Annotated in this window: 23 protein-coding genes; 13 read left to right on the forward strand and 10 right to left on the reverse strand. The window is 75.5% G+C overall.

What is annotated here, in order from left to right:
- Positions 1–131: 131 nt before the first annotated feature.
- From ACF9IK_RS27510 to ACF9IK_RS27520, 3 genes are read right to left on the reverse strand one after another with little or no spacing between them, the layout of a single operon-like run.
- Positions 132–1,571 (reverse strand): dihydrolipoyl dehydrogenase family protein, encoded by a 1,440-nt coding sequence (locus ACF9IK_RS27510; RefSeq protein WP_395296779.1) that lies wholly within the window; start codon positions 1,569–1,571, stop codon positions 132–134.
- Positions 1,568–2,179 (reverse strand): OsmC family protein, encoded by a 612-nt coding sequence (locus tag ACF9IK_RS27515; protein WP_395296780.1) that lies wholly within the window; start codon positions 2,177–2,179, stop codon positions 1,568–1,570. The genes ACF9IK_RS27510 and ACF9IK_RS27515 overlap by 4 nt, the downstream gene beginning before the upstream one ends.
- A 25-nt stretch (positions 2,180–2,204) precedes the next feature.
- Positions 2,205–2,954 carry an alpha/beta fold hydrolase gene (locus ACF9IK_RS27520; RefSeq protein WP_395296781.1) on the reverse strand — a complete coding sequence of 250 codons (750 nt, stop codon included), beginning with the start codon at positions 2,952–2,954 and terminating at the stop codon, positions 2,205–2,207.
- A gap of 122 nt (positions 2,955–3,076) precedes the next feature.
- On the opposite strand from ACF9IK_RS27520, the gene ACF9IK_RS27525 reads away from it, so the two are divergent.
- The gene (locus tag ACF9IK_RS27525) at positions 3,077–4,039 is read left to right on the forward strand and encodes a helix-turn-helix transcriptional regulator (protein ID WP_395296782.1); all 963 of its coding nucleotides are present in this window, start codon (positions 3,077–3,079) and stop codon (positions 4,037–4,039) included.
- Between the two features lie 109 nt (positions 4,040–4,148).
- Here ACF9IK_RS27525 and ACF9IK_RS27530 read toward each other — a convergent pair whose 3' ends face one another.
- A complete protein-coding gene (locus tag ACF9IK_RS27530; protein WP_395296783.1) occupies positions 4,149–4,589 on the reverse strand; it encodes a tautomerase family protein in 441 nt (146 codons plus the stop codon).
- A 110-nt stretch (positions 4,590–4,699) separates the two neighbouring features.
- Between ACF9IK_RS27530 and ACF9IK_RS27535 the strand changes: the two genes are divergently transcribed.
- Positions 4,700–5,260, forward strand: coding sequence for a TetR/AcrR family transcriptional regulator (locus ACF9IK_RS27535; RefSeq protein ID WP_395296784.1), 561 nt, complete (start codon positions 4,700–4,702; stop codon positions 5,258–5,260).
- 300 nt (positions 5,261–5,560) lie between these two features.
- Here the strand turns inward: ACF9IK_RS27535 and ACF9IK_RS27540 are convergent, their stop codons facing one another.
- Positions 5,561–7,138: an APC family permease gene (locus tag ACF9IK_RS27540; protein WP_395296785.1), complete on the reverse strand. Its 1,578-nt coding sequence runs from the start codon at positions 7,136–7,138 to the stop codon at positions 5,561–5,563.
- Between the two features lie 166 nt (positions 7,139–7,304).
- On the opposite strand from ACF9IK_RS27540, the gene ACF9IK_RS27545 reads away from it, so the two are divergent.
- Positions 7,305–7,982, forward strand: a complete 678-nt coding sequence (locus ACF9IK_RS27545; RefSeq protein ID WP_395296786.1) for a TetR/AcrR family transcriptional regulator — start codon at positions 7,305–7,307, stop codon at positions 7,980–7,982.
- A 163-nt stretch (positions 7,983–8,145) separates the two neighbouring features.
- On the opposite strand, the gene trxA is transcribed toward ACF9IK_RS27545, so the two are convergent.
- Positions 8,146–8,535, reverse strand: coding sequence for a thioredoxin (trxA, locus tag ACF9IK_RS27550; protein ID WP_395296787.1), 390 nt, complete (start codon positions 8,533–8,535; stop codon positions 8,146–8,148).
- A gap of 213 nt (positions 8,536–8,748) precedes the next feature.
- On the opposite strand from trxA, the gene ACF9IK_RS27555 reads away from it, so the two are divergent.
- The 4 genes from ACF9IK_RS27555 to ACF9IK_RS27570 all read left to right on the forward strand — a co-directional run bounded on the left by ACF9IK_RS27555 (position 8,749) and on the right by ACF9IK_RS27570 (position 11,343).
- Positions 8,749–9,402 (forward strand): hypothetical protein, encoded by a 654-nt coding sequence (locus tag ACF9IK_RS27555; protein ID WP_395296788.1) that lies wholly within the window; start codon positions 8,749–8,751, stop codon positions 9,400–9,402.
- 71 nt (positions 9,403–9,473) lie between these two features.
- The gene (locus ACF9IK_RS27560; protein ID WP_395296789.1) at positions 9,474–10,028 is read left to right on the forward strand and encodes a sigma-70 family RNA polymerase sigma factor; all 555 of its coding nucleotides are present in this window, start codon (positions 9,474–9,476) and stop codon (positions 10,026–10,028) included.
- A complete protein-coding gene (locus ACF9IK_RS27565) occupies positions 10,025–10,831 on the forward strand; it encodes a zf-HC2 domain-containing protein (protein WP_395296790.1) in 807 nt (268 codons plus the stop codon). The genes ACF9IK_RS27560 and ACF9IK_RS27565 overlap by 4 nt, the downstream gene beginning before the upstream one ends.
- Positions 10,832–11,073: 242 nt before the next feature.
- Positions 11,074–11,343, forward strand: a complete 270-nt coding sequence (locus ACF9IK_RS27570) for a DUF1876 domain-containing protein (protein ID WP_313763083.1) — start codon at positions 11,074–11,076, stop codon at positions 11,341–11,343.
- A gap of 326 nt (positions 11,344–11,669) precedes the next feature.
- Here the strand turns inward: ACF9IK_RS27570 and ACF9IK_RS27575 are convergent, their stop codons facing one another.
- From ACF9IK_RS27575 to ACF9IK_RS27590, 4 genes are all read right to left on the reverse strand, one after another.
- Positions 11,670–12,110: a PPOX class F420-dependent oxidoreductase gene (locus tag ACF9IK_RS27575; RefSeq protein WP_395296791.1), complete on the reverse strand. Its 441-nt coding sequence runs from the start codon at positions 12,108–12,110 to the stop codon at positions 11,670–11,672.
- 273 nt (positions 12,111–12,383) lie between these two features.
- Positions 12,384–13,910 (reverse strand): MFS transporter, encoded by a 1,527-nt coding sequence (locus ACF9IK_RS27580; protein ID WP_395296792.1) that lies wholly within the window; start codon positions 13,908–13,910, stop codon positions 12,384–12,386.
- 121 nt (positions 13,911–14,031) lie between these two features.
- Entirely contained in the window at positions 14,032–14,700 is a 669-nt protein-coding gene (locus ACF9IK_RS27585) for a TetR/AcrR family transcriptional regulator (RefSeq protein WP_395296793.1), read from the reverse strand.
- 136 nt (positions 14,701–14,836) lie between these two features.
- A complete protein-coding gene (locus ACF9IK_RS27590; RefSeq protein WP_395296794.1) occupies positions 14,837–15,502 on the reverse strand; it encodes a GNAT family N-acetyltransferase in 666 nt (221 codons plus the stop codon).
- A 175-nt stretch (positions 15,503–15,677) separates the two neighbouring features.
- On the opposite strand from ACF9IK_RS27590, the gene ACF9IK_RS27595 reads away from it, so the two are divergent.
- The 6 genes from ACF9IK_RS27595 to ACF9IK_RS27620 are packed head-to-tail and all read left to right on the forward strand — an operon-like array spanning position 15,678 to position 22,299.
- Positions 15,678–17,036 carry an ATP-grasp domain-containing protein gene (locus tag ACF9IK_RS27595; RefSeq protein WP_395296795.1) on the forward strand — a complete coding sequence of 453 codons (1,359 nt, stop codon included), beginning with the start codon at positions 15,678–15,680 and terminating at the stop codon, positions 17,034–17,036.
- Positions 17,033–17,983: a Rossmann-like domain-containing protein gene (locus ACF9IK_RS27600; protein WP_395296796.1), complete on the forward strand. Its 951-nt coding sequence runs from the start codon at positions 17,033–17,035 to the stop codon at positions 17,981–17,983. Before ACF9IK_RS27595 ends, ACF9IK_RS27600 begins: the two co-directional genes overlap by 4 nt.
- Positions 17,980–19,149 carry a PLP-dependent cysteine synthase family protein gene (locus ACF9IK_RS27605; RefSeq protein WP_395296797.1) on the forward strand — a complete coding sequence of 390 codons (1,170 nt, stop codon included), beginning with the start codon at positions 17,980–17,982 and terminating at the stop codon, positions 19,147–19,149. The genes ACF9IK_RS27600 and ACF9IK_RS27605 overlap by 4 nt, the downstream gene beginning before the upstream one ends.
- A complete protein-coding gene (locus tag ACF9IK_RS27610; RefSeq protein ID WP_395296798.1) occupies positions 19,146–20,234 on the forward strand; it encodes a dipeptide epimerase in 1,089 nt (362 codons plus the stop codon). The genes ACF9IK_RS27605 and ACF9IK_RS27610 overlap by 4 nt, the downstream gene beginning before the upstream one ends.
- Complete coding sequence (locus ACF9IK_RS27615) at positions 20,231–21,436, forward strand: MFS transporter (RefSeq protein WP_395296799.1); 1,206 nt, start codon at positions 20,231–20,233, stop codon at positions 21,434–21,436. The genes ACF9IK_RS27610 and ACF9IK_RS27615 overlap by 4 nt, the downstream gene beginning before the upstream one ends.
- Positions 21,433–22,299 carry a class I SAM-dependent methyltransferase gene (locus tag ACF9IK_RS27620; protein ID WP_395296800.1) on the forward strand — a complete coding sequence of 289 codons (867 nt, stop codon included), beginning with the start codon at positions 21,433–21,435 and terminating at the stop codon, positions 22,297–22,299. The genes ACF9IK_RS27615 and ACF9IK_RS27620 overlap by 4 nt, the downstream gene beginning before the upstream one ends.
- Positions 22,300–22,608 lie beyond the last annotated feature (309 nt).

A 22,608-nucleotide genomic window follows, 5' to 3' on the forward strand; every position in this document is an offset into this window, starting at 1 on the left:
CCCCCTCCACCGGACAGTCTCCCGCCGTCCCACGGAGGGCACATCTCGCCGCGCCGGTGTCCGCGGGACCGGCCGCCGGGCCGGCTACGGCGGATTGTCTCCGCGCCACGTGCCCGGCCCGGCCCGCCCGCTCAGCCCCGGCAGCCCTCCAGCAGCCGCAGCCAGACCTCGCTGATCGTCGGGTAGGCGGGCACCGCGTGCCAGAGGCGGTCGATCGGCACCTCGCCGACCACCGCGACGGTGGCGGAGTGCAGCAGTTCGGCGACCCCGGGGCCGACGAACGATGCGCCGACCAGCACCTGCCGGTCCAGGTCGAGGACCACCCGGGCCTTCCCCCGGTAGTCGTCGCCGTAGAGCGAGGCACCGGCGACGGCGCCCAGGTCGTGGTCGACCGCCCTGACCCGCAGCCCGGCCCGCTCGGCGGCGTCCAGCGTCAGGCCGACGGCCGCCACCTCCGGCTCGGTGAAGACCACCTGCGGTGCCCCGGCGCTGTCGGCGGACGCGGCGTGCGCGCCCCAGCGCGCGGTGTCCAGCAGGCGCCGCTGGGCGCGCGCCACGATCGCGGCGCCGGTGATCCGAGCCTGGTACTTCCCCTGGTGGGTGAGCAGCGCCCGGTGGTTGACGTCCCCGGCGGCGTACAGCCACTCGCCGTCGACGCCGAGCACGGTGCAGCTGTCGTCCACGTCCAGCCAGCCGCCGGGCTTCAGCCCGACCTGCTCCAGCCCGACGTCCGCGGTGCGCGGGGCCCGGCCGGTCGCGTACAGCACCTCGTCGGCGGCCAGCCGCTCGCCGTCCGCCAGCACCAGGGTGACTTCACCGCCGCCGTCCACCCGCTCGACCGCGGTGACCGCGACGCCGAACCGCACGTCCACGCCGGCCGCCCGCAGCCCCTCGGTCACCAGCTCGCCCGCGAACGGCTCCATCCGGGGGAGCAGGCCCTCGCCGCGCACCAGCAGCACGACCTCGCTGCCGAGCGCCCGCCAGGCGGTGGCCATCTCGACCCCGACCACCCCGCCGCCGACGACGGCCAGCCGGCCGGGGACGGCGGGCGAGCCGGTCGCCTCCCGGTTGGTCCACGGGCGGGCCTCGGCGAGGCCGGGCACGTCCGGCGGCAGCACCGGGCGGCTGCCGGTGCAGACCGCGACCGCGTACCGGGCGGTGAGCAGCCGCTCGCCGCCGTCCTCGCCCTCGACCGTGACCTTCCGCTCGCCCGCCAGCCGGCCGTGGCCGCGGACCAGTTCGATGCCGGTGTCGCGCAGCCACTTCACCTGGCCGTCGTCCCGCCAGTGCGAGGTGAAGGAGTCGCGCCGGGCCAGCACGGCGGCCGGGTCGAGGGCGCCGCCGACGGCCTCACGGGAGCCGGCCACCCCGCGGGCACCGGCGAGTGCGGCCGCCGGGCGGAGCAGCGCCTTGCTCGGCATGCAGGCCCAGTACGAGCACTCGCCGCCGACCAGTTCGCTCTCCACGATCACCGTCCGCAGCCCTGCGGCGGCGGTCCGGTCGGCCACGTTCTCCCCGGTGGGCCCGGCGCCCACCACGATGACGTCGTACTCCTCGGGCGCGGTCGTCATGCGCGGTCCTCCGTCGTGTCGATGGCCACCCCGGCACGCAGCGCGAGGGTGACGGGCGTGCGTTCGCAGATGTCGAGCAGCCGGGCGCGCTGGCCGTCGTCGAGCACACCGGTGAGGGCGACCCGGCGGGCGATGCGGCCGTTGCGTCCGTCCGACTCGTAGCCGAGCCTGACCCGGACGGATTCCAGCGGCCACTCCTTGCGCTCCGCGTACATCCGCAGGGTGATCGCCGTGCAGGAGCCGAGCGAGGCGAACAGCAGCGCGAACGGTTCCGGTCCGCCGTCCGAACCGCCGCGCCGCACCGGTTCGTCGGCGGTCAGCGGGTGGGTGCCCGCCTTCACCTCCACGTGGTACGGGGCGTCGGCGCAACTGCCGGTCACGACAGCGGTGGTGACCCGTCGGAACGCCGGCGCAGCCGCGGCTCCGGTGGGCGCCTCGTCGGCGTCCGGGCCGGTCGGGGTCTGGCTCATGGCGGACTCGCCCTCGCAGTCGGTCGGGATCGGCACGGGTTCGGCGCCGCCGGGGAGGCCGGCCGGCGCCGTGCCCATCCTGCGCCGTCCGTGCCCGTCCGCGCAGCCGAACACGCGGACGAGTGCACGGACGGTCAACCGCCGGAGCACGGACGGAACGGCCTCACCGCTGCGGCAGCTCCCCGATCTCCGCCAGCACCGCCGCGGTGTCGCCCGGTCGGGAGAACATCGGCCAGTGCCCGGTGGCCAGCTCGCGCAGCTCCCACTCCGGGCCGCCCAGCGCGGCGAAGTACGGGTGCCCGGCGGCGATCATGGCCCGCACCTGCTCCAGCGGGAAGGAGCACGAGACCAGGGCCTTCGGCAGCGTCTGCCCGGCGCCGGTCAGCCGCAGCGGTTCGGTCACGGCCGCCAGCGGGTGCGCGGTCGCCCGCTCGCGGAACCGGGCCCGTGCGGCCCCGTCCATGCCGTCGATGCTGGTGCCGGCTGCGACGAAGTCCTCGAACGAGGGCAGCGGCAGCCTGTGGCCGTCCACCACCGACGCCTCCATCTGCGCCCGGTACCCGGGCTCCCAGAGGTCGGCCAGCGCGACGCCGTCGGGGATCGGGCCGCTGTCGACGTAGACGACGCGCCGGATCCGCTCGGGCATCCGGTCGGCGGCGCCGGTCACCGGGACGGCCCCGCCGCTGTGCGCGACCAGGACGACGTCCCAGAGGTCCTCGCGGGTCATCAGGTCGGTCAGATCGGTGATGTGCCGTTCCACGCCGACCTCGGGCCCGGCCTCGCCGGACCGCTCCGCGACGCCGGTGAGGCTCACGGCGTGGACGGTGTGCCCGGCGGCGCGCAGCGGCTCGGCGACCTCGTCCCAGGCCCATGCGCCGAGCCAGAGTCCGGGGACCAGTACGAACGTGCTCATGGCGGGTAGCTCCTTCTCCGGGCAGCCCTCACCCCGGGCCGCCCACCGGGGACGGTGGTGCTGACGTCTCCGACCCTAGAATCGGATCCGGACAGATGCCGCCCGGATTAGCTGGGGGAACCTTGGACCACCCGGTCAGCCGCGTCCTCGCCCTGCTGGAGCTGCTCCAGGCCCGGCCCGGTCTCACCGGCGCCGAGCTCGCCGACCGGTTGGGGGTCGACGAGCGGACCGTCCGCCGCTACGTCGCCCGGCTGGTGGACCTGGGCATCCCGGTCCGGGCCGGCCGCGGCCGCTACGGCGGGTACCGGCTGCTGCCCGGGTTCCGACTGCCGCCGCTGATGCTCACCGGGGACGAGGCCGCCTCGGTCGTGCTCGGGCTGCTGGCCGGGCGGCGGTCCGGCCTGGCGGTGGGGGAGCAGGCCGCGGAGTCGGCACTCGCCAAGATCCAGCGGGTACTGCCACGTCAACTGCGCGAGCAGGTCGAGGCGGTGGAGCAGACCCTCGGCCTGACCTCGGCGCCGGCGACCGGTCCGCCCCCGGCGGCGGCTGCGCTGTTCACGCTCGCCGAGGCCGCCCGTCGTCGGCGCCGCGTCCGCCTCGCCTACCGGGACCGGCACGGCGTGCCGACCGAGCGCGAGTTCGACCCGTACGGGCTGGTCTTCCACTCGGGCCGCTGGTACGCCACCGGGCTGGACCACCGCAGCGGCGAGCAGCGCACGTTCCGGCTGGACCGGATCGGGTCGGCCGAGCTGCGCGAGGCGGCGTTCGAGCCGCCGGAGGACTTCGACCCGGTCCAGCGGGTGGTGGAGTCGCTGGCCTCGGTGCCTTGGACGCACGAGGTGGAGGTCGTGCTCACCACGACGCTGGCCGAGGCCCGCCACCGCATCCCGCCCGCGGCGGGGCGGCTCACCGCGACCGGCGACGGCCGCGTCCTGCTCCGGGCCCGGGCACAGAACCTCGACGGGGTGGCGATGATGCTGGCCGGCCTCGGCCATCCGTTCACCGTGCTCCGGCCGGACGCCCTGCGCGACGAGGTGCGCGCCCTCGCCGCCCGGCTCACCGCGTGGAGCACGGAGGGTCACTAGGCCGCGTGAAGCGCGCGCGGGCCGCGGCCGACCAGCCCGGCGGCGACCAGGGCGGCGACCCGAGGCGCCGCGGGCGGACGTCCCGGGTCGCCGGGGTGCTGCCGGTGGGTCACGCGTGCGCCGCGGTCCCGGCGGCCGCCCGGGTGATGGCTTCACCCAGACGCTCCCCGGTGTAGGCGTGGCCGCCCATGCCCCAGCCTCCGTCCGGGGCGTTGACGATGTTGATCCGGATGTCGTCGCGATCGTGGCCGGGAGTCATGAGCCCGTACGCGATGTCGGTGGCCCTCTCGATGAAAGCCGCTCGTGCCTCGACGGACGCCAGACCGATGTCGGGCAGCTTGAGTTCGATCAGCACGAGGGAGCGGTTGGCCCCGCCCGCGTACACGTGCTGAGGGTCGAGCAGGTGCAGTACGCCGGCGACCATCGGCGTGAAGAAGGTGTTGCCGGTCAGACCGCTCACGTCGATGAGAGCCCCGCTGAGCTGCGGAATGATCTCCCGCTCTCCGGCCGGGGTGAGGGCGCCGGTGGATGCGATGACGGCGATGGGCATGAGTGTGCTCCTCGAATGCAAGTGACTAGTACGCACGTCCTAGCGAGATCCACCCTGGAGTAGGATGGGCGTCCTAGTCAAGCGGGAAGCGACAGGAAGGGTGGGACGGGATGGCCAGGGAGACCCGGAGCCGGATGGTGGACGCCGCGGTGGACGCGTTGCGCGAACGCGGCCTGCAGGGCATGTCGTTCACCGACGTGCTCGCGCAGAGCGGGGCGGCCCGGGGCGCCATCTACCACCACTTCCCCCGCGGCAAGAACCAGCTCGCCGCGGAGGCCGCCCTGCAGCACGGCCGCGAGGTGCGCGACCGGCTCGCGGAGCTCCGCGCCGCCGACCCGAAGGGCGTCGCCCTGGCCTTCGTCGACTTCGCGCGGCCGGTCGCCCTGGCCGCGGCCCGCGGCGCGGGATGCGCCGTGGCCGCCGTGACCGTCCCCGCGAACGAGGACGGCGGCGACCTGTGCCGGGCCGCCGCCGAGACCTTCGCCTCGTGGACCGAACAGCTCGCCCGGAACCTGCGCGAGGCGGGACTCCCGGCGGCCGACGCGGAGGATAAGGCCGCTCTGCTGATCGCCCTCCTCGAAGGCGCCCAGGTCCTGTGTCGGGCGAGCGGCAACACGGAGCCCTTCGAGCGGGCCGTCCGGACCGCGATGACGCTCTTCGCGGCAGCCTGACGCGCGACGCACTCACCCGACCGCCGCCGGACCCGCTCCGATCGTTGAACGCGGGGCCGCCGGTGCCCAGATCGTTACGACGCGCGTCCCCGACGGCAGGAGCGGTGGCGGCGCGAGCCGGGGCGTCCCGGCGCTCTCCTTCCGGCTGCGCCGCCTCGGCCGTCGTGGCCGAAGCCCGGGCGGTCGCCCGCAGCCGACGGGCGAAGACGCCCGCCAGCGGCCCCGTGAGCAGGAGGATCGGCAACGCCTCCAGCGCGGCCGGCTCGGGTCGGGCCACTCCTCCGCCGCGCTCCGCCCGCGTCAGTGCACCGCCGGCGTCGGCTCGTCCGACCCCGCCGGCCGCTCACCGAAGGCGTCGTCGCGCATCATCCGCTGCGGCCGCCGGACCAGCAGGTAGCCGAGGCCCGCCAGGGTCACCAGCCCGGTGCCGAGCAGCGCCGCCCACACCTGGTACCACGGTGCGCCGGGAGGCGCGAGGACGGTGCGCGGCCAGCAGATGTTGACCACCTCCAGGCCGGTCCACGCCACCGCCAGCGCGTTGACCACCGTCCCGACCCGCCCGTAGGAGACCGGGCCGCAGGGGCGCCAGCCGGTGCGCAGCCGGGCGAGCAGGGCGGCCAGGCAGAGCAGGAAGAACGGCAGGAAGGTGGCGGCCGTGCCGAAGGTGATCAGGCTGCCCATCGCGGTGGACTCCAGGCCGAGCGGCAGCGCCGCCGCGCTGACCAGGGTGGCCGCGACCAGCCCGCCGATCGGCGCCTGGTGCCGGTTGACCTTGCGGACCTGGGCGGCGAACGGGAAGACGCCGTCGCGGGCGAGCGAGTACAGGCCGCGGGCGGCGCCACCCTGCGAGGCCATCAGGCAAGCGGTGAAGGAGATCAGGACGACCACCACGAACGGCTTGGCGGCCCAGTCGCCGAAGCCGGCGGTGACGGCGGTGGTGACCGGGTCGAGGTCCTCCCCGCGGACCACGGCGGCCGGGTCCGGGTGGGCCAGCTCGACGGCGACCGCGTTCAGCACGACCACCGCACCCACGCTGAGCAGCGCCCACCACATGGCGCGGGGCACCTGGCGGCCGGCGTCCTTGGTCTCCTCGGCGGTGGAGACGCAGGCGTCGAAGCCGATGAAGGCCCAGCCGCCGACGGCGACCACGGCCAGGAAGGCGCCGCCGGTCGAGACCCCGGCGGCGGCGGGCGCGTCCAGCAGGTCGGTGAGCAGGCCGAAGCCGTGTGCACGGAAGAAGAGCAGCAGCGCGAAGCCGACCAGGACCGAGGCCACCGCCTCGGCGGCGATGCCCAGCGAGACGAACCACCGCAGCAGGTTGATCCCGTAGGCGTTGACCAGCGCGCAGAACAGCATGAACACCGCCGAGACCAGCACCAGCCGCCCCGGCGTGGGCGTCAGGCCGAACAGGGCGAAGAACCAGGGCGAGGCCAGGTAGGCCACGGTGGTGTTGGCGAACATCACCGCGAACTGCCACATCCAGCCGGTCAGCCAGGCGAAGGCCGGCCCGGCCAGGCGCCGGCTCCACTGGTAGGCGCCGCCGGCCAGCGGCCACTGGGAGGCGAGCTCGGAGTAGACGGCCACCACCAGCAGCTGGCCGAGCAGGCAGACCGGGAGCGCCCAGACCCAGGCGCCGCCCGCCACGCCGAGGCCGACCTGGCTCACGGCGTAGAGGCCGACGACGGGGGAGACGACGGCGAAGCCCATCGAGATGTTGCCGAGGACGCCGAGGCTCCGGCGCAGCTCCTGGCGGTAGCCGAGGGCGGCCAGCCGGTCGGCGTCCGCGGCCGCCGCGGGGAGAGCGGCCGGGGAGGCCGGGGAGGCCGGGGGAGCCGGGGGAGCCGGGGAGATCCGGGCTCTGGAGGGGTTCTCGGTCACGGGGCGTCCACCTTGCCGTCGTCCGGGCGAGCCCGAACCGGGCCCGACGTGGAAAACTAACTTTGTTAGTCCGGGACGGTAGCCCGTCGGCCCGGGGCATCGGAAGGGCCGAAACCGGTCTGTAATAACGTGGGGCGACCGCAGCCGGCAGGGAGGGGCGAACAGCATGGGACGACCGAGCAGGCCGCTGCTGAGCAGGGAGAGCATCGCCCGGGCCGCTCTCGACGCGGTCGACGAGCAGGGGGCGGACGGCCTGACCATGCGGGCCGTCGCGGACCGGCTGGGGGTGAAGGCGGCCTCGCTCTACAACCACGTGAGCGGCAAGGACGAGCTGATCGACGCCCTGGCCGAGCTCGTCAACGCGGAGATCGACCTGGGCCCGCTCGCGCCCGCGGCCGATCCGGCCGGCGGTGCGGCGGACCGGGGGAACGACTGGCGGGCCGGCGTCGCCGCCTACGCCCGCGGCTACCGCGCCGCGTTCCTGCGCCACCCGCACACCATCGCGCTGCTCGCCCGCCGCCGGGTCGGGGCCGAGCGTCAGCTGCTCGGTTACGACACGCTGCTCGCCGCGCTCGGCCGGGCCGGTCTCACCCCCGGCGACGCCGCCGAGGCGGCCGCGGCGCTCGACTACCTGGTGCTCGGATCGGCGCTGGAGACCTTCACCGCCGGCTTCGCCCGGCCCGCCGCCGAATACCGCCCCGGCTACCCGGCCCTGGCCGGTGCCCTGGAGGCATCCGCCGAGCGCAGCGGGGGGCCGGGCGGGGACGCGCCCGGGCTGGACGAGCGCGGCTTCGAGCTCGCCCTGCGGCTCCTCCTCGACGGCCTGGCCGCCCGTCCGTCCTGAGGCCCACCGGTGCGGGAGCGCCGCGTCCGGCCCGTCCCACCCGGCCCGGCCTCCCGGGCCCGCCGCCGGACCGCCGCCGAACCCCGCCCGACGGACGGGTCCGGGCGTGCCGACGGGCCCGGACGCGCTGTGCGTCCGGGCCTACCGCCGTCTCAGAGTGCCGTCAGGCCTGCGGAGCACCCTTCTGCTCCGCCTCGACCTTGCGCTTCACCTCGGCCATGTCCAGCTTCCGCGCCTGGCCGATCAGGTCCTCGAACGTGGCCTCCGGCAGGGCGCCGGGCTGCGAGAAGACGAGCACGCCCTCGCGGATGATCGCCAGCGTGGGGATCGACTGGATGCCGAACGCCGCGGCCAGCTCCTGCTGCGCCTCGGTGTCCACCTTGGCGAAGACGAGGTCGGGGTGGCGCTCCGCAGCCTTCTCGAACACCGGGGCGAACTGCCGGCACGGGCCGCACCACGCCGCCCAGAAGTCGATGAAGACGAAGTCCTTCCCGTCGGGGCCGGGGACGATCTCGTCGAAGTTCTCCTTGGTCAGCTCGACCGTGTTGCTCATCTCGCGATTCCTGCCCTTCCGGAGGCGGCGGTCCAGGCCATGTGCCCGCGACAACCGCCGCCGCCCGCGGGCTATTCCGAAGCCTTCCGGCGCCCGGTTGAGCACTCCGCCGATCCCGTCCGTACAGGTGGGTGTCCGTACCCCGCGCGGCCTCCGGAGGCGAGTCCGCCGGGGGCCCTGCCCGCCGGGGCCCTGTCCGACGGGGAGCACACCATGCACAGCACCGGCAGTACCAGCAGAACCAGCCGTACGCATCGCACCGCCCGGATCGGCCGCCCCGGCCGGATCGCCGTCGTCGCCGCGGCCGGGATCGCCGCGGGCGCCCTGGCCGCCGGCTGCGGGTCGTCCGGCTACTCGTCGCCGTCCGGCTCCGGTTCGGGGGCGGCCGCCACCGCCCCCGCCGCGCCGAGCGGCCCCGGCGACCCGGGCGCCCGGAGCGGCACCGGCACCGTCGCCCTGCAGGCCGCCACCGACCCCGAGCTCGGCGCCGTGGTCACCGACGGCGCGGGCTTCACCGTCTACCGCTTCGACCGGGACACCGCCGACCCGTCGATGTCCGACTGCAACGGCACCTGCGCCTCGACCTGGCCGCCCGTCCCGGCCTCCGGCGGGGCCACGGTCAAGGGCATCGACAGCAAGCTGGTCGGCACCGTCACCCGGGCCGACGGCAGCAAGCAGCTCACCCTGAACGGCTGGCCGGTCTACCGCTACGCCCCGGACACCAAGCCCGGCGACACCAAGGGCCAGGGCGTCCAGGGCACCTGGTTCGTGCTGACCCCGGCCGGCGCCAAGGCGGGTGCGCCCGCGAGCTCCCCGTCGGGCGGCTCGATGTCCAGCACCCCGGGCGGCGGCTACGGCGCGCACTGAGGGGCCCGGCGGTGGTCCGGACCGGACGCGGAGATCTCGACCCGGAGGTACGGGTGCGCGAGGATGGCGTCGTGACCGAGGAGCACCCGCACGGCGGTGCGGCCGCAGGAGGCGGCGGTGCCCCGGACGAGGACCTCATGCGCGCCCTCTACCGGGACCACGCAGGGCCGCTCTTCGGCTTCGTGCTGCACCTGGTCGCGGGGGACCGCCAGCGGGCCGAGGACGTCGTGCAGGAGACGTTGGTCCGCGCCTGGCGCAACATCCACCGACTCGACCCGGAGGCGCGCTCGCTGCGGCCCTGGCTGGTGACGGTGGCCCGGCGGATCGTCATCGACGGCCACCGCAGCCGCCTGGCCAGACCGGACGAGGTGGACCCGGCGCCGCTGGAGATGCTGCCGGCCGAGGACGAACTCGACCGTGCCCTGAAGCTGATGACGATCTCCGAGGCGCTCGGCGACCTCTCGGAGGCGCATCGGCAGGTGATCGTCGAGACCTATCTGATGGGCCGCACGGCCAACGAGGCGGCGGCCGAACTCGGCATCCCGGCCGGTACCGTCCGGTCGCGGGTGTTCTACGCGTTGCGCTCGCTCAGGCTGGCGCTGGAGGAACGGGGAGTGACATCGTGACAGCGTCCGAGCCCGGTCCCGGCGGCCCCGAGCGGAAGCCCGGCGGCCCGGCGCGGGCCGAGGGCTCCGGGTTCCCCGACCAACCCGCAGGCCACGGCGTCGGCCACGTGGATGCCGGCGCCTACGTCCTCGGCCTGCTCGAACCGGAGGAGCGGGCCGCGTTCGCCGCCCACCTGGGGAGCTGCCCCGAGTGCACCGCGCAGGTCGCCGAACTCGGCCCCGTCGAGCCGCTGCTGGCCGAGTACGCGGCATCCGCCGAGGCCGCCGGGCTCGACCTCGCCGACCCCGCGCCGCAGCCTGACCCGCTGCTGCTGGACCGGCTGGTCGCCGAGGTCACGGTCGTCCGCCGGCGGGGCCGGGTCCGCCGGCTGGTGCTGGTCGCGGCGGCGGCGGTCATGGTGGTGGCCGGACCTGCCGTCACCGCCGTCGTGGTCGGCGCGGATTCCACGCCCGGAGTGGTCGCCGTCGCCGAGCAGAGGTTCAGCGCCACCGACCCGACCACCGGCGCCAGCGCCACGGTCGGGCTCGACGGCGCGGCGTGGGGGAGTCAGGTCAGTCTCGAACTCTCCCATGTGCCAGGCCCGTTGAGCTGTGAACTGGTGGCCGTCTCGGACACCGGCGCGCGCCAGACCGTCACCACCTGGAGCGTCCCGGCCGCCGGCTACGGCACCGCGGCCGCCCCGGGCGCCGTGCTTCACACCACCGGCGGCACCGGTCTGCAGCCGGGCGAGATCGACCGCTTCGAGGTCCGCACCCTGGACGGCGCCACCGTGCTGGTCACCGTCCCCGCGCACCGGGCCTGACCGGGCGGTCTGACGCTGCGGCCCCGCCGGCCTCACCCGATCGGCGGCGCCTTGCGGCCCAGCCGCCTGCGCGGGCCGGAAGGGCCGGCGGCGACGCGCCCGGACCGGGCCGGATTCACGGCCGGCAGGCGCCGTCCCGTCGACCGGACGAGCCCTCCGGGCCGCCGCCCCCGGGGCTCTGCTCTGGTGTTCCCGCGGGGTGCGGCGCACCCTGGAGGAGTAACCGCTGGAGGTGATCCGCCATGCAGACTCTTGTCGGTTGGCACATCGAGATGGAGTTCCGGGAGGAGGGGGCGCGGACAGCCGCCGCCGCCCTGCTCCGGCTGGGTGACGGGACGGAGCTGCGCGCCCACGGGTACACCAGCCGCCACCCGTCCGACCCGGAACAGCTGCGGGTCGGCGAGGAGATCGCGGCGGCCCGGGCGCTCAACGACCTCGCCTCGCAACTGCTCACCAAGGCCCACGGTGAGATCCAGGAGGTCAGCCCGATCCCGACCCACCCGCTGACGTGACGGCGGCGGAACGCGGCGGCGCCACGAGCTCCGGGCCGCTCGGACCACCCGACCCGCAGCCCCGGAAGTCGCGGGCGCCGCTGCTCTGCCCGCGCTGCGGGCACGAGCAGCGGGTGGTGCCGGGCGGTCCGGATCGCGCGGTGCGAGTGGTGCACGTCGGCACCGGCCGGGAGGCGTGCGAGCCGGGCGACCTCGCCAGGGCCCCGGAGGACGGAACCTGACGCGGGGCGGGGCACCGGTCAACCGGTCCGCCCCGCCGCGGGCCCGCGGCCACACGGCGCACGGGCCCGGTTCGGTCGCAGGGCCGTGTCCGGGCGGTACGCCGTTCAGTTCGGGTAGTACGTCGTCGGCAGCGGCCACTCCGGTCCGATCGGCCGCGGTTCCGGCTCGTTGATCGTGATCCGGATGCCGACGGTCCCCGCCAGGCCGAGCCGCAGCCGGCTGCGGGCCAGCGCGATCAGCGCCGACATGCCGTACTTGTTGAGCAGCGAGATGCGGTAGCGCGCGGTCGCGTCCGCGTCGCAGACCGCTGCGCGGGCCGGGAACCGGCGGCCGGTCGGGCGCCCGTGGGAGTCGCAGGGGCCGACCAGGACCCGGGGGTGGCGCCGGATGCGCTCGGCCTCGTCGGAGTGGGTCCTGGTCCAGATGCCGAGGGCCGCGCCGTCGGCGACCACCCAGCTCTGCGACTCCGCCCGGCTGCCGTCGTCGCCGAAGGTGGTGAGCAGGAGGTATCTGCTGTCGGCGAGATCGTCGGTGCGGTGGTGCACGATTGTCCTCCCGTTCCACGTCGGGGCGGTCGCGGTGCGGCCGCCAGCCGCCGTCGCAGTGCACCGCAGTGCACGCGGGACGGCGTCGCCCGGGTGCCCGTGAGTGCACCGGCCGGGTGGGTCACTCCATTCTCGTCCAGCTGGGCCGCCGGTTCGAGGGGGATGCGGCTGCCCGTGGGACGTGGGGCCGGTCCCGCGCCGGGAAACGGCGAGCGGCCCGTCCGGTGTCGGAACACCGGACGGGCCGCTTCGCACCCGAGTGGACCCCCGCCGTCAGTGCACCAGCACCGGGATGTCGTTGCTCTCCGTGGCGCCGTCGCCGGAGGCGGCCACGGTGCTGCCCGGGCGACCGGCGTTGACCAGGACGAAGGCGATCGCCGAGGCCGTCACCAGGATGCCGAACGACCACCAGATCGCGGTCGAGAAGCCGTGCACCATGCCCTGGAACTGCACCGCCTTGGCGGCGGCCGGGCTGGTCGCAGCGCCCGCGTGGGCGGCCAGCCAGGTGGTGGTGGCGCTGGCGGCGATGGTGTTCAGCAGCGCGGTGCCGATGGCGCCGCCGACCTGCTGGGAGGTGTTGACCATGGCGGACGCCACGCCCGCGTCACGCGGCTGGACGCCGTGCGTGGCCAGGCTCATCGCCGGCATGAACGCGGTACCCATGCCGAGGCCCATCAGGACCAGGCCGGGCAGGATCAGCGCGGGGTACGAGGTGTCCAGGCCGATCTGGGTGAGCAGCAGCATGCCGATCGAGGCGACCAGGAACCCGGGGGCCATCAGGAACCGCGCGGGAACGCGGGTCATCAGCCGGGCGCCGATCTGGGTGGAGCCGGTGATCATGCCGGCCACCATGGGCAGGAAGGCGACTCCGGTCAGCACCGGGCTGTAGCCGAGCACGATCTGCAGGTAGTAGGTCAGGAACAGGAAGAGACCGAACATGCCGATCACGGCCAGACCCAGCGACAGGTAGACCCCGCCGCGGTTGCGGTCCAGGACGACGCGCAGCGGCAGCAGCGGCGCCTTGACCTTCCGCTCGACCAGGACGAACGCGGCCAGCAGCACCGCGGCGGCGACGAACAGGCCGATCGTGATGCCGGCGGACCAGCCGTCGGACTCGGCGCGGGTGAAGCCGTAGACCAGGGCGACCAGGCCGGTGGTGACCAGCAGCACGCCGGGGACGTCCAGACGGTTGCGGTTGCGGCCCTCGGCGGGCTCGCGGATCACCAGCACGGCACCGACCGCGGCGGCGACGGCGAACGGGATGTTGACGAAGAAGGTCCAGCGCCAGTTCATGTACTCGGTCAGCAGGCCGCCGAGGATCAGGCCGATCGCACCGCCACCGCCGGCGATGGCGCCGTAGATGCCGAACGCCTTGGCGCGCTCCTTGGCCTCGGTGAACATCACGGCCAGCAGCGAGAGCGCGGCCGGCGCGAGCAGGGCGCCGAAGACGCCCTGGAGGGCGCGGGCGCCGAGCAGCATGGCGGTGTTGGCGGCGGCGCCGCCCAGCGCGGAGGCCAGCGCGAAGCCGGTCAGTCCGACCACGAAGGTCCGCTTGCGGCCCCAGAGGTCCGCCACCCGGCCGCCGAACAGCAGCAGACCGCCGAAGGCCAGGGCGTAGGCGGTGATCACCCACTGGCGGTTGCCGTCGGTGATGCCGAGATCCTTCTGGGCCGAGGGCAGCGCGATGTTCACGATGGTGGCGTCGAGGACGACCATCAGCTGCGCGAGGCCGATGAATATCAGTGCCTTCCAGCGCCGCGGATCAGGCTGCGTGGCGGACAGGGCGTCGGTTTTTGGCATGGGGGTACTCACTTCACGGTGCGGTGCGTGCGCGGTAGGGGCAGTCGGTGTGCGGAGGACCGGCCGCGCGGTGCGCGGCGGCGGTCGGGTCATCGGGGCCGGTCGCCGGAGCGGCCGGAGGTCAGTGGTCGGAGTGGAAGTCCTCGAAGGTCGCGGCCCGGCCGGGCAGGACCGAGGGTGCCGGTGCCCGCAGTCCGTCCAGGAACAGCTGCAGGTGGCGGTGGACGAACTCGTCCAGGAGCTGGCAGGAGGTGCCCGGAAGGGGGCGGGTGAGCTGGCTGATCGCGATGAACAGGTCGCCGTGGTCGACGTCCGCGCGGAGCTCGCCGGCCGCCTTGGCGCGGTCCATCAGTTCCACCACCGCGGTCGTCATCCGCTCGCGGATGCCGACCAGGTCCGGATCGTGCACGTCGACCCGGCTGGTGAGGACCGGGCACAGGGCGCCGACCTTCTCCTCGACCGTCGCGTGCACGAACCGCTGGAGGGCGTCGAACGGGCTGCCGCCCTCGGCCTGCGCCGCCTCGGCGCCGGCCAGCACGCGGTTCTTGACGAGCAGCGCCACCTCGCGGATCAGTGCGGTGCGGTCCGGGAAGTTCCGGTACAGCGTCGCGTTGCCGACCCCGGCCCGCCTGGCGATCTCGTCCAGCGGCGCGTCCGCGCCGTGCTCGACGAAAGCGTCCCGCGCCGCCATGATGATCCGCTCGCGGTTGCGGGTCGCGTCCGCGCGCAGCTTGGGCGTGCGGGCGGGCTCCGCGGTGCGGACCGGCGTGGTCGCGGCGGTGCTGCTCACTGCGTACTCCTTCCAGCATACCGGGGAGATTCTCCCCGTTTACCAGCGTACCGGGGACGCCGTCCCCGCTTAGGTCTTCGATAAGGGCAAACGGGGAATCCGTCCCCGGAAATTTCGACCGAGGATGTGACCTGCATCACATTCTCGGGAGGGTCGGGAATGCGCCCTGCCTCAGAGCCGGAGCCGGAGCCGGAGCCAGGGCCGGGGCCGGGGCTCTGGTGCCGGGCGTCGGCGGCCCGGCCGGTCGCAGGTCGGCCGGGTGTCGCAGCGGGATCTCGAAGTGGACGGTCGCGACACCGGGCCCGTGTTCTCCGGTCGGGCGGGCGTCGTGGACCTCCTCCGCGAGGCTGCGCCAGAACGCCTCGGCGCCCGGAATGGCGGTGTTGGTGTGCAGGTAGAGCCGCCGGTAGCCGCCCTCGGCGGCGGCGAAGTCGCGGGCCCGGTGCACCAGCTCGCGGGCCAGCCCGTTCCGTCGGTGCCCGGCCCGGACGTACACCCGGACCAGCTGTGCGGTGGTGCCGGACGGGTAGCGCTCGGTGAGCTCGCGCGGATGCGGCGGGTGGGCCGGCCCGGTCGAGTGCAGTGCGGTGGTGGCGACCACCTCGCCCCCGTGTGCGGCGACGAGCAGGGCGTGGCGGGGGTGGTCGAGGTAGTGGCCCTGGAGGTCGACCACGTCGGCGTGCCAGTCGGGGACGTACCCGTAGCCGAACTCGCGGTAGAACGTGTCCAGGATCAGTCGGCGCGCACCCGGCACGTCGCCGGGCCTTGCGTGCCTGATCTCGTAGAGGGATTGACGGTTCATCGGTGAACTCCCGGGGCGGGGCGCGGGCGGCTGCTCGGCACCCTACATGAAAACGACTTTCATCTGATGCTTCGTCGGGCGGCTGGTCGGGGCGCGTTGAAAATGAAAACGAATGCCGTTACCTTCTCCCTCGGCACGCCGGGCCGGGCTGCCGTAGCCGTCGAGAGGGAGAGCCGTGGCGCATCTGCTGGTGATCGAGAGCTGGGTCGGCTCCATGAGCAGACTGCTGCCGAGGGCGCTCAGGGAGGGCGGCCACCGGTTCACCTTCCTCACCCGCGACCTGCACCACTACCTGCGGTCCGCCCCCGCCGGCGGCCCGCACCCGCTGCTCGCCGCCGAGAACGTCCTGACCGCCGACACCAACGATCCGGACGCCCTGCTCCCGTACGCCGAACGGATGCACACGGTGCTCGGCTTCGACGGCGTGCTCTCCTCGTGCGACTACTACCTGCCGACCGTCGCCCGGGTGGCCCGGCGGCTCGGCCTGCCCGGGCCGGCGCCGGAGGCCGTCACGGCCGCCTGCCGCAAGGACCTCACCCGGCAGGTCCTCGCCGGGGCCGGGGTCCCCGGCCCCGCGTACGCGCTCTGCACCGACCGCGGGCAGGCGGTCGCCGCCGCGCGGGCGATCGGCTTCCCACTGGTGGTCAAGCCGGTCGACCTGTGCGCCGGGATGCTGGTCCGCGCCGTCGCCGACGAGCGCGAACTGGCCGCCGCGCTCACGGCGCTGGAGGAGTTCCCGGTCAACGCCCGGGGCCAGCGGCGGGCGTCCGCGGCGCTGCTGGAGGAGCTGCTGACCGGGCCGGAGGTCAGCGTCGAGACCGTCTCCGCCGGCGGCTCCGTCCACGTCGTCGGGATCACCGACAAGAGCGTCGGGGGCGCACCCGCCTTCATCGAGACCGGCCACATGTTCCCGGCCGCGCTCGATCCGGTCGACGCGGCGAAGGCGGCCGACACCGCCGTGGCGGCGCTCACGGCGCTCGGCCTCGACCAGGTGGTCGCGCACACCGAGATCAAGCTGACCCCCGCCGGACCCCGGGTGGTCGAGGTCAACCCCCGTCCGGCCGGCAACCGGATCACCGAGCTGGTCCGGCGGGTGACCGGGGTCGACCTCGCCGCCGCCGCGGTCGACGTCGCCCTCGGCCGCCGGCCCGACATCGCCGTCCACGCCACCGGGGTCGCCAGCGCCGCGATCGCCTTCCTCGTCCCGGACGGCGAGGGGGCCGGCCCGCTGGCGGGCTTCGACGGCGAGGCCGCCGTCCGGCGCGATCCCGCGGTGGTCGAGCTGACGCTGGCCGAGCCGGGCCGTGAGGTGCGGCCCGCCACCAGCAACAACGAGTACCTCGGGCACGTGATGACGGCGGACACCTCCGGGGCCGGGGCGCGCCGGGCGGCCGAGCGGCTGCTGGGCGGACTGGCGGCGCGCTTCGAGGCCGCTCCCGGGGGCGACGGCGGATCCGACCCGACTGCCGCGGCCGGTACGGCGGCCGGCCCCGCTGCGGACCGTCCGGACCGGGCCGCGGCGGTGCCCGCATGACCGCGGCCGTTCCGGGGACCTCGGCCCCGTCGGGGGCCGCCGCCGATCCGCGGACCGGGGGAGCGGCCGGGGCTCCGGGCGCTGCCGGGACCGCCGATGCTGCCGGGACCGCGCTGGGCCTGATCGTCGCCCGGGCCCGCGCCGGGGCGTACGGGCCCGATCCGGCCGGGGAGCGGATCGCCGTCGCCTTCAGCACCACCCAGGCCGTCCGGCATCCCGGGCGCGCCCGCGGGTACCGCAACGAGGTGCTCAGCCTGCGCCTCGGCGGAGCGGTCGGCTCCTGCGCCGTCGAGCCCGGCGACCTGTCCGCCGGCACCCTCGCCGACTGCGTCGGTGCGACCGTGACCGAACTGCTCGACCACCCGCTCACCCCCGTCCGGGTCGCCGTCCTGGACGCCTACCTGGCGCACTGCCTGCCGCACGGCTGGGCGCCCGCCGCCCGCCGGGTCACCGTCCCGGCCGGCGGCTCGCTGGAGAAGTCCCGGGCCCGGGCCGGTGCCGTGGTCGGCCTGCTCCCGCTCGCCCGGGTCCGCCGGGTGCTGGTGGTAGGCGTGGTCAACTCGCTCCTGGAGCAGCTCCGTTCGCACGGTGTCGGCTACCTGCCCTGTGACCTCAAGGGCGGCACCACCGAGTGGGGCGAAGCCGTCCACCCGGACGCCCCGGGCCTGCTCGACGCCTGCGACGCGATCCTGGCCTCCGGTATGACGCTCGGCAACGGCACACTCGATCCGCTGCTCGCCCACGCCCGCGCCACCGGCAAGCCGCTGGTGCTGTTCGCCCAGACCGGCAGCGCCGTGCTGCCCCGGCTGCTCGGCCTTGGGGTGAGCGCCGTGAGCGCCGAGCCCTACCCCTTCTTCTGGCTCGACGGCGGCCCCAGCACGATCCACCTGTACGGCGGCGACGGCCACGGCGGCGACGCCGCCCCGGTGGGCGGTGAGGGCCGGTGACCGCACTGCTCGCCTCGGCCACTCTCGGCAACCCCGACCTGCTGTCGCTGCTCGGCCGCACCCCACTGGCGCGGATCACCACCCCGCTGCCGCACCCGCACCCCGGATTCTGGGCCAAGCTGGAGGGGCTCGGTGCCGGCGGCATGAAGGCCCGTTCCGCCGTCGCGATGCTCCGCGGCGCCCGGGCCCGGGGTGAACTACGGCCCGGCGCCACGGTGGTCGAGTCCACCTCGGGCACGCTGGGCATCGGCCTGGCCTTCGCCGGACAGGCCCTCGGCCATCCGGTGGTACTGATCGGGGACCAGGAACTCGAACCGTCCATGCGGCAGTTGCTGCACGCCCACGGCGCCCGGCTGGAGCTGGTCGACCGGCCGGCCGGGCACGGCGGCTGGCAGGCCGCCCGGTTGGCCCGGCTGCGCGCGGTGCTCGACCAACTCCCGGACGCCTACTGGCCCGACCAGTACAACAACCCCGACAACGCGGCCGGCTACCTGGCGATGGCCCAGGAGATCGGCGCCGAACTCGATCACCTGGACGTGCTGGTGTGCAGCGTCGGCACCGGCGGCCACAGCGCCGGGCTCGCCGAGCCGCTGCGGCGGCGGTGGCCGGCCCTGCGGGTCATCGGCGTCGACTCGGTCGGCTCCGCCATCTTCGGCCAGCCCGCGCGGCCCCGGCTGATGCGCGGGCTGGGCAGCTCGATCCACCCGCGCAACGTCGCCCACCAGGCCTTCGACGAGATCCACTGGGTCGGCCCCGCAGAGGCGGTCGACGCCTGCCGGCGGCTGGCCCGCGGGGCGTTCGTCAGCGGTGGCTGGAGCACCGGCGCGGTCGCCCTGGTCGCGGCCTGGGCGGCCCGGGTCCAGCCGGACGCGGCCGTGGCCACGGTCTTCCCGGACGGTCCGCACCGCTACCTGGGCACCGTGTACGACGACGGGTTCTGCCGGCGGCACGGCCTGGAGCCGGACCGGGCCGCGCTGCGGCCGATCGAGATCCCGCACCCGGCCGCGGTCGAGGTCACCGGCTGGGCCCGCTGTCGCACCGGCCGCACCGGCCCGGCGCAGCCCGCGAGCTGCAGCGCCCGTGCGGACCGGACCGAGCGCGCCGGTCGCACCGCGCGTACCGAGCACACCGGCCGGAGCACCGACCGACCCGAGGGGGAGCGATGAGGCTCGACGTGCGCACCGTGCGGCTCCGGCTCGCCGAGCCGCTGCGGATCTCCCGCTCGGTGACCACCGAACGCGACGCCGTCCACCTCGCCGTCCGCCACGGCGGGTTGACCGGCCACGGCGAGGCCGTCGCCAGCGCCTACCTGCGGCTTCCCGCCGACCTGATCCGGCGCGAGGCCGGCGCGCTCCGCCCGGACCTGGCGCGCTACCCGGACCCGGAGACCGCCCTGGCCGAACTCCAGCACGGTGCCGTGCCGTTCGAGGCGCTGCCGGCCGGCGTGCTGGCCGCCGTGGAGGCCGCCCTGCTCGACCTGGTCGGCAAGCGGGCCGGCGCCCCCGTCCACCGACTCCTCGGCCGGATCGCCCCGGTGGTCGCCGCCACCGCCCGCACGATCGGCATCGAGCCGCCCGACCGGGCCGCCGTACTGGCCGCCCGGCTGGCCGCCGCCGGGTTCACCGTGCTCAAGGTCAAGGCCGGTTCGGCCGACCCCGCGGACGACCTCGCCCGGGTGCGGGCCGTCCGGGAGCATGCTCCCGGCGCCCGGCTGCTGCTCGACCCGAACGGCGCCTGGACCGCCGACCAGGCGCACCGGCTGATCCCCGCCTTCGCGGCCGCCGGCGTCGAGGCGGTCGAGCAGCCCATCCCGCCCGGCACCCCCGAAGCGCTCGCCGCCGTCGCCGAGCGCTCCCCGGTCCCGGTGATCGCCGACGAGGACGCCGTCGACCACGAGGACGCCTGCCGGCTCGCCGGTCGGGTCCACGGCGTCAACCTCAAACTGGCCAAGTGCGGTGGCGTGCACCAGGTGCTGCGCATCCACGCCGCCCTCCGGGGCAGCGGCACCGAGTTGATGCTCGGCTGCCTCGCCGCGAGCTCGCTCGGGATCGCCCCGGCCGTCCACCTGGCCGACCGGGCCCGCTGGATCGACCTGGACGGGCACCTGCTGCTCGCCCACGACCCCTGGCAGGGCATCGGTGGCACCGGCGGCACCGTCCGCACACCCGACCGGGCCGGCCTGGGCGTCCTGCCGGTGCCCGATCCGGCCGCCGTGGCCCGCGCCCGGGCCGCGGCGGCGGCCCGCCGGTGAGGACGCTGCACGTCGTACGGAGCTTCCCGCTGCCCGTGCGGCTGCTGCTGGTCAACCAACTCGGCGTCAACACCGGCTTCTACCTGCTCGTCCCGTACCTCGCCGGACACCTCACCGACGACCTCGGGCTCTCCGCCCTCGCCGTGGGCGCCGTGCTCGGTCTGCGCAACCTCAGCCAGCAGGGCCTGTTCATCCTCGGCGGCTCGGCCGCCGACCGGCTCGGTGCCCGCCGGGTCATCATCGCCGGCTGCGCGCTGCGTACCGTCGGCTTCGGGCTGTTCGCGCTCGGCGACTCACTCACCGTGCTGCTCGCCGCCTCGGCGCTCAGCGGACTGGCCGGCGCCCTGTTCAACCCGGCCGTCCGCACCTACGTCGCGCACGAGGCCGCCGACCGCAAGGCCGACGCCTTCGCGCTGTTCGCGGTGTTCGCCACCACCGGGGCGCTGGCCGGCCCGCTGCTCGGCGCCCTCCTGCTGCTGGTCGACTTCCGGACCGCCGCGCTGACCGCCGCCGGCGTGTTCGCCGTGCTGACCGCGGCCCAGGCGCTCGCCCTGCCGGAGCGGGCCGTCCCGCCGCCGCCGCGCGGCGTGTTCGCCGACTGGCGCGAGGCGGCCGCCGACCGCCGGTTCCTGGCCTTCGCGTGCGCCATGGTGGGCCAGTTCGGCATGGAGAGCCAGCTCTACCTGCTGCTGCCCGACGCGGCCCGGCGCGCCACCGGCTGGGCGGGCGCGGTCGGCCTGGTCTTCCTCACCAGCACCCTGGCCAACCTCGCGCTCCAACTGCGCATCACCACCCGGCTCCAGCGGCAGGGCCCGCCCGCCCGGTGGATCGCGCCGGGCCTCGCCGTGGCCGGAACCGGCTTCCTGCTGCCGCTCGCCGCCCCCGGCCTGCCGGGCGTCCTCGGCGGCGTGCTGCTGCTCCAGCTCGGCCTGATGACCGCCCAGCCCTTCGTCCTGGCGCTGATCCCGGCCTTCGCCGGCGGCGGCCTCACCGGCACCTACTACGGCCTGTACTACGCGGTCTCCGGTGTCGCCGCCGCCCTCGGCAACACGGCGGTCGGCCGCGCCATGGACGGCACCGCCGCCGCGCCCTGGCTGCTCTGCGCGGCCCTCGGTCTCGGCTCCGCCACCGCCGTCGCCCGGCTGCACCGCACCGGGCGGCTCCCCACCCCCGCCGGCCCACTCCCCAGCGAGGCCCGATGAACGGCCGCAACCTGCTCACCGACACCCCCGAGCTGTACGAACTGCGTTTCCCCGACCCCGGGTTCACCGCCGCTCGGTGGGCCGAGTCGGTGCTCGTCGAGCACCGTGCCGGGCCCACCGTGCTCGACCTCGGCTGCGGCACCGGCCGGGACGCCGGCTGGCTGCACCGCGTCGCCGGGCGGAGCGTCACCGGCCTGGACAGCTCCCCGGCGATGATCGCCCACGCCCGCGCCCACCACCCCGGGCCGGACTACCACGTCGGCGACATGCGGGACTTCCACCTCCCCGGCCGCTTCGACGCCGCCCTCTGTCTGGACAGCGCGTTGCTCCACTGCCACACCAACGACGACCTCGACGCCGTGCTCGGCCGGCTCCGCCGCCACCTGCGCCCCGGTGGCCTGCTGGTCGCCGAGATGCGCAACGGCGCCTTCTTCCTGGGCCGCACCGAACTCCTCGACGCCCCGCGCACCGACACCGTGACCCGCGACGGCACCACCTTCACCTCGCACACCACCCTCCGGATCGACCATGCCGCCCAGCTCCTGCGCCGCATCCGGACCTGGACCACCGGCGACGGCGCCCCGCCGGTCGAACAGCACTCCGCCTGGCGGCTGCTCTTCCCGCAGGAGCTGCGCCACCTGCTCGCCGCCAACGGCTTCACCGTCCTCGCCCTCTACGACCGGCCCGGCCCGCGGACCGAGCCGCCGTGGACCGACGGCGCCGAGCCCGCCGACACCGCCGAGGACGACCGCCTCCACCTGGTCGCACGGCTCGGCACCGCCGCCGGGCCCACCCGCACCGGCCGGTCCACGGTGCCCGTCACCGCGCCGCTCGCCGCCGGGGCGGTGGACGAGGAGGCCTGACCGGACGCCCGTCACCGTGCGCGCCGGCCTCTCCTCCCGACCGTCCGGCGGGGACACCCACCCCGGAGCACCTCGTAGGCCGACACGCCGGCGCCGGTCACGGCCGGGCGCCCCCGGACGTCCCCCGGCGCAGGCGCGACTGCTTCGAACGGGCACCGACGCTCCGTCGGAGCGGAGGCGGCATCGGGGTGCCCCCGGTCGAGGGCCGGTGGAGTGCGGGCCGCGGCGGCGCGGCCCCGGGCCGTTCCCCAGGACAGGGCCTACGCTGAACTCGCCCGGGCGGCCGGTCGGCCGCGGGAGTCGGGAGGG

It is taken from the genome of Kitasatospora hibisci, from assembly GCF_043950205.1.
Taxonomy (GTDB): Bacteria; Actinomycetota; Actinomycetes; order Streptomycetales; family Streptomycetaceae; genus Kitasatospora; species Kitasatospora hibisci.

Coding starts and splice junctions, on each gene's coding strand:
- ACF9IK_RS27590 (WP_395296794.1), bottom strand. CDS start 15,502: ATGAACCGTCAATCCCTCTACGAGATCAGGCACGCAAGGCCCGGCGAC.
- ACF9IK_RS27620 (WP_395296800.1), top strand. CDS start 21,433: ATGAACGGCCGCAACCTGCTCACCGACACCCCCGAGCTGTACGAACTG.
- ACF9IK_RS27510 (WP_395296779.1), bottom strand. CDS start 1,571: ATGACGACCGCGCCCGAGGAGTACGACGTCATCGTGGTGGGCGCCGGG.
- ACF9IK_RS27535 (WP_395296784.1), top strand. CDS start 4,700: ATGGCCAGGGAGACCCGGAGCCGGATGGTGGACGCCGCGGTGGACGCG.
- ACF9IK_RS27610 (WP_395296798.1), top strand. CDS start 19,146: ATGAGGCTCGACGTGCGCACCGTGCGGCTCCGGCTCGCCGAGCCGCTG.
- ACF9IK_RS27530 (WP_395296783.1), bottom strand. CDS start 4,589: ATGCCCATCGCCGTCATCGCATCCACCGGCGCCCTCACCCCGGCCGGA.
- ACF9IK_RS27580 (WP_395296792.1), bottom strand. CDS start 13,910: ATGCCAAAAACCGACGCCCTGTCCGCCACGCAGCCTGATCCGCGGCGC.
- ACF9IK_RS27600 (WP_395296796.1), top strand. CDS start 17,033: ATGACCGCGGCCGTTCCGGGGACCTCGGCCCCGTCGGGGGCCGCCGCC.
- ACF9IK_RS27545 (WP_395296786.1), top strand. CDS start 7,305: ATGGGACGACCGAGCAGGCCGCTGCTGAGCAGGGAGAGCATCGCCCGG.
- ACF9IK_RS27555 (WP_395296788.1), top strand. CDS start 8,749: ATGCACAGCACCGGCAGTACCAGCAGAACCAGCCGTACGCATCGCACC.
- ACF9IK_RS27570 (WP_313763083.1), top strand. CDS start 11,074: ATGCAGACTCTTGTCGGTTGGCACATCGAGATGGAGTTCCGGGAGGAG.
- trxA (WP_395296787.1), bottom strand. CDS start 8,535: ATGAGCAACACGGTCGAGCTGACCAAGGAGAACTTCGACGAGATCGTC.
- ACF9IK_RS27520 (WP_395296781.1), bottom strand. CDS start 2,954: ATGAGCACGTTCGTACTGGTCCCCGGACTCTGGCTCGGCGCATGGGCC.